A 7752-nucleotide genomic window follows, 5' to 3' on the forward strand; every position below is an offset into this window, starting at 1 on the left:
GATATGATCGCCGTCTTGTCCAATCTCTTGCCGCGCCTGCGGCCCGGCCGGTTCGCGTATGCGGGCCTTTTGGCAGTTCTGCCATCGTTGGGTATGGCGCAGTCCGCGCCGCATCCGGGTGCTGTGGAACTGGCGCTGCGCAATGCCACGGCGCAGGCCGCGCGCACGAAATCCATTGTCGAATTACAGGTGTTCCGCACCCGGCAAGAGGCCCGCGCACCTGACGGCACGCGTCTGGTACTGACCGCGATGAACCCCGGGGCGAACGGTTGGTTCCTGCTGGAAATCGACCCACCTGGGCGGCCGCGGCAAAGCTATCACCTGGAGAACCCCGCACCAGGCAGCCGCACCCTTGCACTGACAGAGGGCCCAGATCCCGCGCTTGCGCTGACCGAGGAAAACGTGACGCAGTTGTGCCGCCCATGGGCCGCGGAAACACCCGAGTTCGACCGGGCGCGGTCGACCGGCCTGCCCTTTGCCGTACTATGCGCCGGCCAATTGTATCTGAGGAACCCGGTCGCCGGAACGCGCACCACGCTGGAACGCACCGCCGAATTCCTGCGCGACAGGGTCGCCTTCGGCGAAAGCCTCGTGGGGTTCGTCAAGAGTACGCTCTACAAGGACCGCTATCTTGAAAGCGGGGCCGTGCTTGCCGACGCGGACCCGGGGCGTTCGGCCGTGGCGCTGGGCCGGGCGCGGCTGGCACAACACCCGGTGATGTACACCACGATGACCTTCGACCTGGTCGGCGCCAGCCCCGAGCGGATGGAAATGGGCGCCTGGTATGCGGTCAATGGGGCGCCGGGCATCTTCGCCTCGGCGTTGCAGCCGCGGATGATCGACCCCGCGATCCTTGCGGCGCAGGACGGGGCGAACCGGCTGGACGCGGTTGAGGGGCGCGCCGATGTCTACCTGGTGGGGTTCGACCTGTCGCGGTTCGAACTGGGCTATGAAACCGGGACCGAACATCCCCGACTGGACTGGTCGCCGCGGCCCTCGGGCGCCGGGCGCAACTGGTCGATCCCGGGGCCGGATGGTGTGGCCAGACCCGACCCGCTGGTCCCCACAGGCATGGTCAGCCCCGACGCGGCGGGGCGCGTCGCCGCGACCTTTACCGGCGGCTTCAAACGCAGTCACGGCGCGTTCCGTTTCGGCGAGATGGCGACTACGAACCATGGTCATCATTACGGTTTCGTCGTGCATGGTACGGTGCTCAGTCGGCTGCAGCCCGGGCTTGCCACGCTTTACGTGCTGGATGATGGCACCATCGGGATGAAGACCTGGACCGAGGCAGATGATGCGCTGATCCGCCGGATCCGGTTTGCTCGGCAGAACGGTGTGGCCCTTGTGGAACGCGACCCCGATAGCGGGCGCCCGGTTCCGGGCGCCCTGGTACGGCACTGGCTACCGGGGAACTGGTCGGGGTCGGACAAGGCCGAATTGCGAACGCTGCGCGCCGGCGCCTGCATGAGACAGGTCGGGGGCAAGCCTTTCCTTGCCTATGCCTGGTTCTCGACCGCGACCCCTTCGGCGATGGCGCGCGTGTTCCAGGCCTATGGCTGCGATTACGCCATGCTTCTGGACATGAACGCCTTGGAACACACCTACATGGCGCTTTACACCAACGGCGCCCAGGGCGGGATCGACACCCGCCACCTGGTCGCCGGCATGGCCCAGATCGACGCGCGCCGCCGGGACGGCACGCGGGTTCCGCGCTTTCTCGGTTCGGCCGACAATCGCGATTTCTTCTATCTCTTGCGCAAGGAGTGAACGGGATGCGACCTCTGGCTCTGGCTCTGGCCCTTGCCGCGATGCTTGCCTTGACTGGCGCGCCGGCTGACGCCCAAAGCCTGACCGAACGCAACGCCGCGCTGTTCGACGAAATCGAACGGGTGCGCGGCGTGCGCGGTCCCGCACTGGACCGGATCAAGACGATCTTCGCCGGCTCGGGGGTGCTTGGGCAGGGGAATCCCGCGATCACGCGCCACGCCATGAGCCGGGCCGAATGCAATGCGCGGGCGGGTGGAAATGCAGTGGCGCGCTATGCGAATTCCCGGTTCGAAAGGATCTGCGGCGCCAAGTTCATGGCACCGCTCTACGACCCCGCCACCCAGCGCCCTGAGGACGCCACGGCCTGCATCGACCAGTTCGAGTACCCCAATATTCCCTGCGCCTACCCCGTGGTCTGGGTCAAGGCACGGGAGGCCGCCGAGATCTGCGCCGCCGAGGGCAAGCGGCTGTGCGATGCCCATGAATGGGAGGGCGCCTGCGCCGGGGCGCTGACCCCGCCCGACTATCGCTTCGACCTCGCAAAGGGGCTGTCGGCCTCGGCCGCGGTGAACCGCATGCGCGCCGCCCACAACGCGAAATACCAGGGCTCAGCCCGCTGGAGTTACGGGCCTGCCTTCCGCGCGGGTGTATGCGCCCAGAACAGCGCGAAAAGCCCGACCTGCCCGGGCGGCGGCTGGCGCAATTGCGGTTCGAACACCTATCCGGTCGGCAGTTTTCCCGGCTGCACAAGCCCGCTGGGCGTCTATGACCTGAACGGAAATGCGGCCGAACACATGAACCTGCCGCTGGCCCCGGACCAGATGGCCAGCCGCGGCAGCACGACGCTGGGCGTGACCGAGATGAAGGGATCCTGGTTCATCTGGGACAGCTACCGCGCGCACCCGGATTGGTGCCGCTGGCGCGCGCCCTACTGGCATGGCGACCGGGTGATGAGCCCGCGCAGCCACGAAAATTATCACCTCGGCTTCCGCTGCTGCAAGACGCTGCGCTAGCTATGGGTGAGCCCAAAACCCTTCAGCGATAAAGCGAAGCCATCAACCGCGCCGGCGCCTCGATCGGCCCTTCGCCGCTGAGGATCCCGGCATAGGTCGGATCGGCCAGCAGATCGGCCAGCGCCACCGCACGTCCCCCGACATAAGCTGTCTGGCTGACCAGACGCACGCCATGGCTGTAATCGGCATAGCGCGCACCGTGGACCGTCGAAAGCGGCTGAATCGGTTGGCCATCCGGCTTGTGCCAGCCATAGATCGCTACACGGCCGGGGTTCCGCCTCAGCCGATTGGTCAGCACGAGGTCCTTTTTCTGCCCTGCCGTCAACTGACCGGCGCGGCCGCGTGTCTGGCCGTCGACGGTGCGGTTGTGCTGCCAGAAATAGCGCGTCGAAGTCATCGCTGCCCCGGGCGTCATCGGTTGCGGTGCAAGGCGCAGCCGCGCCTGGGCGAAGATCGCGTCGACCATGCGCGTCGTCGGTAGCAGAAAGCCGAAGCGGTCCGCGACCCGCGCCGCCGCGGGCAGGCCCATGGGCACGCGCAGATAGTCGCTGTCGCTGCCAAGCGCCAGGTAATCGGGCGTCACGCAGATCGTCACTTCTCCGACGCGACCACTGGGCAGTCGCCCCCTGATGGTGACCGGGGTCAACATGCGCAAGAAGCCGGGAAGGTTGCCAGCCAGAAGTTCCCGTTCGATCAGACGGTCACGCTCGGCCCCCTGCAAACCGTCCATCTTGCGCGCAAGTGCGCCCCCCGGTGCCGCGCCGCGCGGACGGTTCGGGATGCCGGCGGCAAGACGGGCGCTGCAGACGGGGCCGGTATCAAAGGAAGTCCGCGGCGTGGCCAGCCGCGCCGGCACAAGCGAACCCATCGCCGACGTCGCCCGGGCGACCATGTCCGCGGGGCGCAGACGCGGACGCAGCGAGGTGAAAACAATGTTCTGGGGCGGCGTCGAGGGTTCCGCGACCGCCACGAGTGCCGCTGCATCCGTCGGGCGCGGTCGGGGCCGGCGCGGCGCGGGTTCGGCAATGGCCATCTTGCGCAATTCGGGGCGCGGCGGTGGAACAAGGGCCGGCGCGCCGATCACGACCGGCACGATCACCGGCGGCGTCTCGGCGACCGGTTCGGCATCAGATGTCGGCCGCACGGGCGGCGACGCGGGTGCGGCCGGCGCGACCGAGGCCAGATTGGGGGCGGGCGGCGCGCTGCGCGTCGGAGGACGCGAGGCGAGCGCGGCCTCCGGCATGCCCCAGATCACAAGGTCGGACGGTGGTCCGTCGCGGTGGGGAACGGCAACGACACGCATCTCGGGTTCGCCGGGACGGGAAAACGGCGTTTCCCCGGTCAGCACGAAGGCCGCCCCGGCTACCGAAACACCAATGACCGCTGTCAGCGCGGCAGCGCCCAGCCAGGACCTCCGGTCTTCCTGAGGGGAAAAACGGGCGAACGACTGGGCGATCTCGTCGGCCTGTCGATCCCGGTCATCGGTTACCGCAGCCTTCTGGCGCTCTTGCGTCATGGCCCATTCCCATATCGGCAAGGTTATCCCCAAGCAAGATAACCCATGCGCCCTGTCAGAGGGTAAACGCCATCTGCGGCGGGAATCCGCCAATTACCCGGCCGGGCCGCCCAGCCCCTGGGCCGGTTACCGACAATCCGCTGCGCTGTTGATTTTCGCTAAGAACTGACCCGGGGGGGGCATCGAGAAGTGATCCGCCTGAAGGATATGGTCTTTGTGTCATGTGTGGGTCAATGCCGGTCATTCCTCCTTCTTTTTTCCGGCGGCCTCGGTGCTGGCCTTGAAGCGATAGCTGTCATTGCCGGTTTCGAGGATGTGGCAGCGGTGGGTGAGGCGGTCGAGGAGCGCTTGGTCATCCTTGCATCGCCGAAGACCTGAGCTACTCCCCGATCGTTGGACAGGACCAAGCGTGATTTAAGCTGCTCGTTGCACGTGCTGACCGGGTTGGTTGATATCATTTCTCTGCCAACAGGCCAGCGTCGGTGGCTTGCCACCCAGGGCGGAATGAGGGTGCTGGTGGTGTAGACCCGGCTTGCCAACTCAGCTGCCGCCTCCTCACCTTTCTGGGCTTCCAGCGCGACCTTCGCCTTGAGTCCGGCGCGGACTGCTTCTGTTTCGAAATCTCTGATCTCCTTCTCGTCGAAGATCAGCAGACTGCAAATCGTAGCCTATGTAAGTGTCCGAATTTCCGGGGGTTAGCTCACGGTCTCGCGATGCCACAACCGGCCTGAATCCCGACGCCGGACGCGGCCATACCCCGCCTAGAACCGGGCCCGCAGCGCTGCGGCCCCCCGGGCCAGAAGTGCGACATCGATCGTCAGAGCAGTGAACCGAGTGCCCAACTTCATGCTGTGCTGGGCAAAGTCAGGGTCCAGCGTCAGGATACCAGACGGCAAGCCCACTGTTTTCAACCGCTCGATCGCACCTTCTATGGCCGCCACGACCTTGGGGTGGTCCGCATTGCCCGGATACCCCATGCTTGCGGCCAGATCAGCCGGCCCGATAAACACGGCGTCGACCCCGTCGGCGGTGGCGATCTCTTCCAGCCGTTCAAGCGCGTCCCGGGTTTCGACCTGGACGATCAGGCACAATTCCTCCTCTGCGCGGGCGATATAATCGGCGATCAGACCAAACCGGCTTGCCCGGGTCACGCCCGCGACGCCCCGCACACCACGAGGCGGATAGCGCATCGCACGCACCGCGGCCTCGGCATCGGCACGCGACTGCACATAGGGAATCATCAGCGTCTGCGCGCCTTGATCGAGATGACGCTTGATCAACACCCAGTCATTGATCGCCACCCGGACGACCGGCGCACAATCGGGATACCCGGCAGTGGCCTGAAGCGACGACAGCGCGTCGGTGACCTCCATCGGCCCATGCTCGGTATCAATCAATATCCAGTCATAGCCACTGGCGGCGAGGGTTTCGGCAATGATCGGCGACGGGATCGCGTTCCAGATACCGATTTGCTGGCGTCCTGCTCGAAGGCGGGCCTTGAACTGATATTTAAGGTTTTCCATGCCCGCTCCGCTACTTCGCTCTATGTTCGGCGATCAGAGACCGCAGGGCTGATCCGCGTCAAGAGCCAGCAGGACGGCCGAAAGGCCGGCGCGCCACCGGCGGCCCGAACAACCGTCCGGATCGGCATGGGCGCGCCGTGTCAGGGTCGCTCTCTTTGTCCCGCCGCGTCCAGCCCGCAAGGCGCACGACCGGCTGCCTCGGGGTGTGGCTTTTCACAACGTTACGCACGGCAAGAAATCTAGAAAAGAGTGATACCAAGGTCTTTCTTGGCCGCCGGGCGGGAGGGGCGGCGTTCGAGCGGGGCCTCGGTCGGAGGCAACATCACCAGACGCGCCGCCCCTGTAGAGGGTCGAAAATGCAGCCGCCGCGCCTGTTGCCCACCTAGGCTCTCGGCCACAACCTGAAATCCTTCCCGCTGCAGGTAACTCCTTGCAAAAACGACGTTCTTTTCACCGATATCGCTGAAAGCGGCACTGACGCGGGCGCCGCCGAACAGCTTGGCACGCAACTGGCTACGCATCGCGCCATGCTTCAGCAGGTCGTTGATCAAAAGTTCCATCGCCATGGCGCCGTATTTCAGCTCGGTCTTGTTGGACCCCTCCTGACCGGGCAACAGGAAATGATTCATGCCGCCGACCCGTGCAACCGGGTCGAAAATACAGGCAGACACGCAGGACCCCAGAACCGTCGAAAGCACGATTTCCGGGTCACGCGAGACGCGATACTCACCCTGGATCACCGGTTCAATGCGGTTGCTGGGCCAGTCCGACTGGACCGAAGGCGGGGACGTCGAAAAGGCGGTCATGCGGCACTCCTCCGGACACAGCTCTGAAGCAGGGCCGGGCCGATCCTGTCGATCGGCAACTGTTCCCGCACCCCACCAAGTTCTTGGGCCGCCCGCGGCATGCCGTAAACAAGGGCGCTTGCCTGGTCCTGCCCGATGGTATGCGCGCCGGCGCGGAACAGTTCCAGCATGCCTTCTGCCCCATCCCGCCCCATACCTGTCAGGATCGCCGCGCTCACCCGTGCGGCAATCGGAACAGCGGATCGGAAAAGAGCATCGACCGAAGGCCGATGCCCCGCCACGGGCGGTCCCTCCCGCAGGCGGCAATGGCTGGCCCCGCCACGTGCGACCTCAAGATGGTGGTCCTTGCCAGGCGCGATCAAAATCGTGCCCGTTTCCAGTGCCTGGCGGTCACGGGCCTCAATCACCTTCGCCCGGGTCGAGCGGTCCAGCAGACGAGCAAGACCCGCACTGAATGTGCCGCTGGTGTGCTGCACGATCAATGTTGGCGGGCAAGAGGCCGGAAAGCCCGAAAGAACACGGATAAGCGCATCCACCCCGCCCGTCGAGGCCCCGATCAGGATTAGGCGACCGCCTTGGAATTGCAGGTCTTCACTGGGCCTTTCGCGCGGTGCGACCGATTGAGACCGATCGAGCAACACATCGAAAAGGCATTGTCGAAGATCTTCCGCGGAAGCTTCAACTTGGACGACCCGCAGGCTGTGATTTCCGGCGCGCGCGGCCAGTCTCTCGCCGCTGGCCACCGAATCGGCAACCAGCAAGCAGCGAATACCAAGTGCTCGGAACAAGGTCTGCATGACCTCGAATTCGGGCAGGCGCGCCAGGTTTTCGGCGATAATCACCGCCTGTGGCGGCCGGTTTTCGGCCGCATGGTAAGTCTCGCTGAGATCCGAGGCACATACTCCGAGCGATACGCCACGCATCGCACCGACCTTCGCCGCAAGCCTGCGCCGCCCGTCCTCGTTTCCATCTGCAATCATGACCCGCATCGGTTTGTCCGTCCTCTCAATTGGGGTCTTTCCGTCTCTCTCAGAAGTCCTGCCATGCGTTTGTGTCGTTGACGGCGGCCTTGCGCTGGACGGGGAAGGAGAGTTCGGGCTGGGGTTTGTGGTCCTGCGCGCCGG

General features: G+C 65.5%; 6 protein-coding genes and 1 pseudogene. 2 read left to right on the top strand and 5 right to left on the bottom strand.

Translation table 11 applies throughout. From position 1 onward, the window contains the following. The first annotated feature begins 3 nt into the window (after positions 1-3). Both EV662_RS18080 and EV662_RS18085 read left to right on the top strand, forming a co-directional pair. Positions 4-1770, top strand: a complete 1767-nt coding sequence (locus EV662_RS18080) for a hypothetical protein (protein WP_132465867.1) — start codon at positions 4-6, stop codon at positions 1768-1770. Between the two features lie 5 nt (positions 1771-1775). Beyond that, on the top strand, positions 1776-2783 hold the full coding sequence (locus tag EV662_RS18085) for an SUMF1/EgtB/PvdO family nonheme iron enzyme (RefSeq protein ID WP_243695899.1): 1008 nt from the start codon (positions 1776-1778) through the stop codon (positions 2781-2783). A gap of 22 nt (positions 2784-2805) precedes the next feature. Here EV662_RS18085 and EV662_RS18090 read toward each other — a convergent pair whose 3' ends face one another. From EV662_RS18090 to EV662_RS18110, 5 genes and pseudogenes are all read right to left on the bottom strand, one after another. After that, on the bottom strand, positions 2806-4392 hold the full coding sequence (locus EV662_RS18090; protein ID WP_132465870.1) for a hypothetical protein: 1587 nt from the start codon (positions 4390-4392) through the stop codon (positions 2806-2808). Between the two features lie 147 nt (positions 4393-4539). Continuing rightward, positions 4540-4679 (bottom strand): annotated as a pseudogene (locus EV662_RS18095) (ATP-binding protein); the annotation flags it as partial. Positions 4680-5060: 381 nt separating this feature from the next. After that, positions 5061-5822 (bottom strand): HpcH/HpaI aldolase family protein, encoded by a 762-nt coding sequence (locus EV662_RS18100; RefSeq protein ID WP_132465873.1) that lies wholly within the window; start codon positions 5820-5822, stop codon positions 5061-5063. A gap of 239 nt (positions 5823-6061) precedes the next feature. Beyond that, entirely contained in the window at positions 6062-6628 is a 567-nt protein-coding gene (locus tag EV662_RS18105) for a chemotaxis protein CheD (protein WP_132465876.1), read from the bottom strand. Then, entirely contained in the window at positions 6625-7617 is a 993-nt protein-coding gene (locus EV662_RS18110; RefSeq protein WP_132465879.1) for a CheB methylesterase domain-containing protein, read from the bottom strand. Before EV662_RS18110 ends, EV662_RS18105 begins: the two co-directional genes overlap by 4 nt. Positions 7618-7752 lie beyond the last annotated feature (135 nt).

The sequence above is a fragment of the Rhodovulum marinum genome (assembly GCF_004343075.1).
GTDB lineage: Bacteria > Pseudomonadota > Alphaproteobacteria > Rhodobacterales > Rhodobacteraceae > Rhodovulum > Rhodovulum marinum.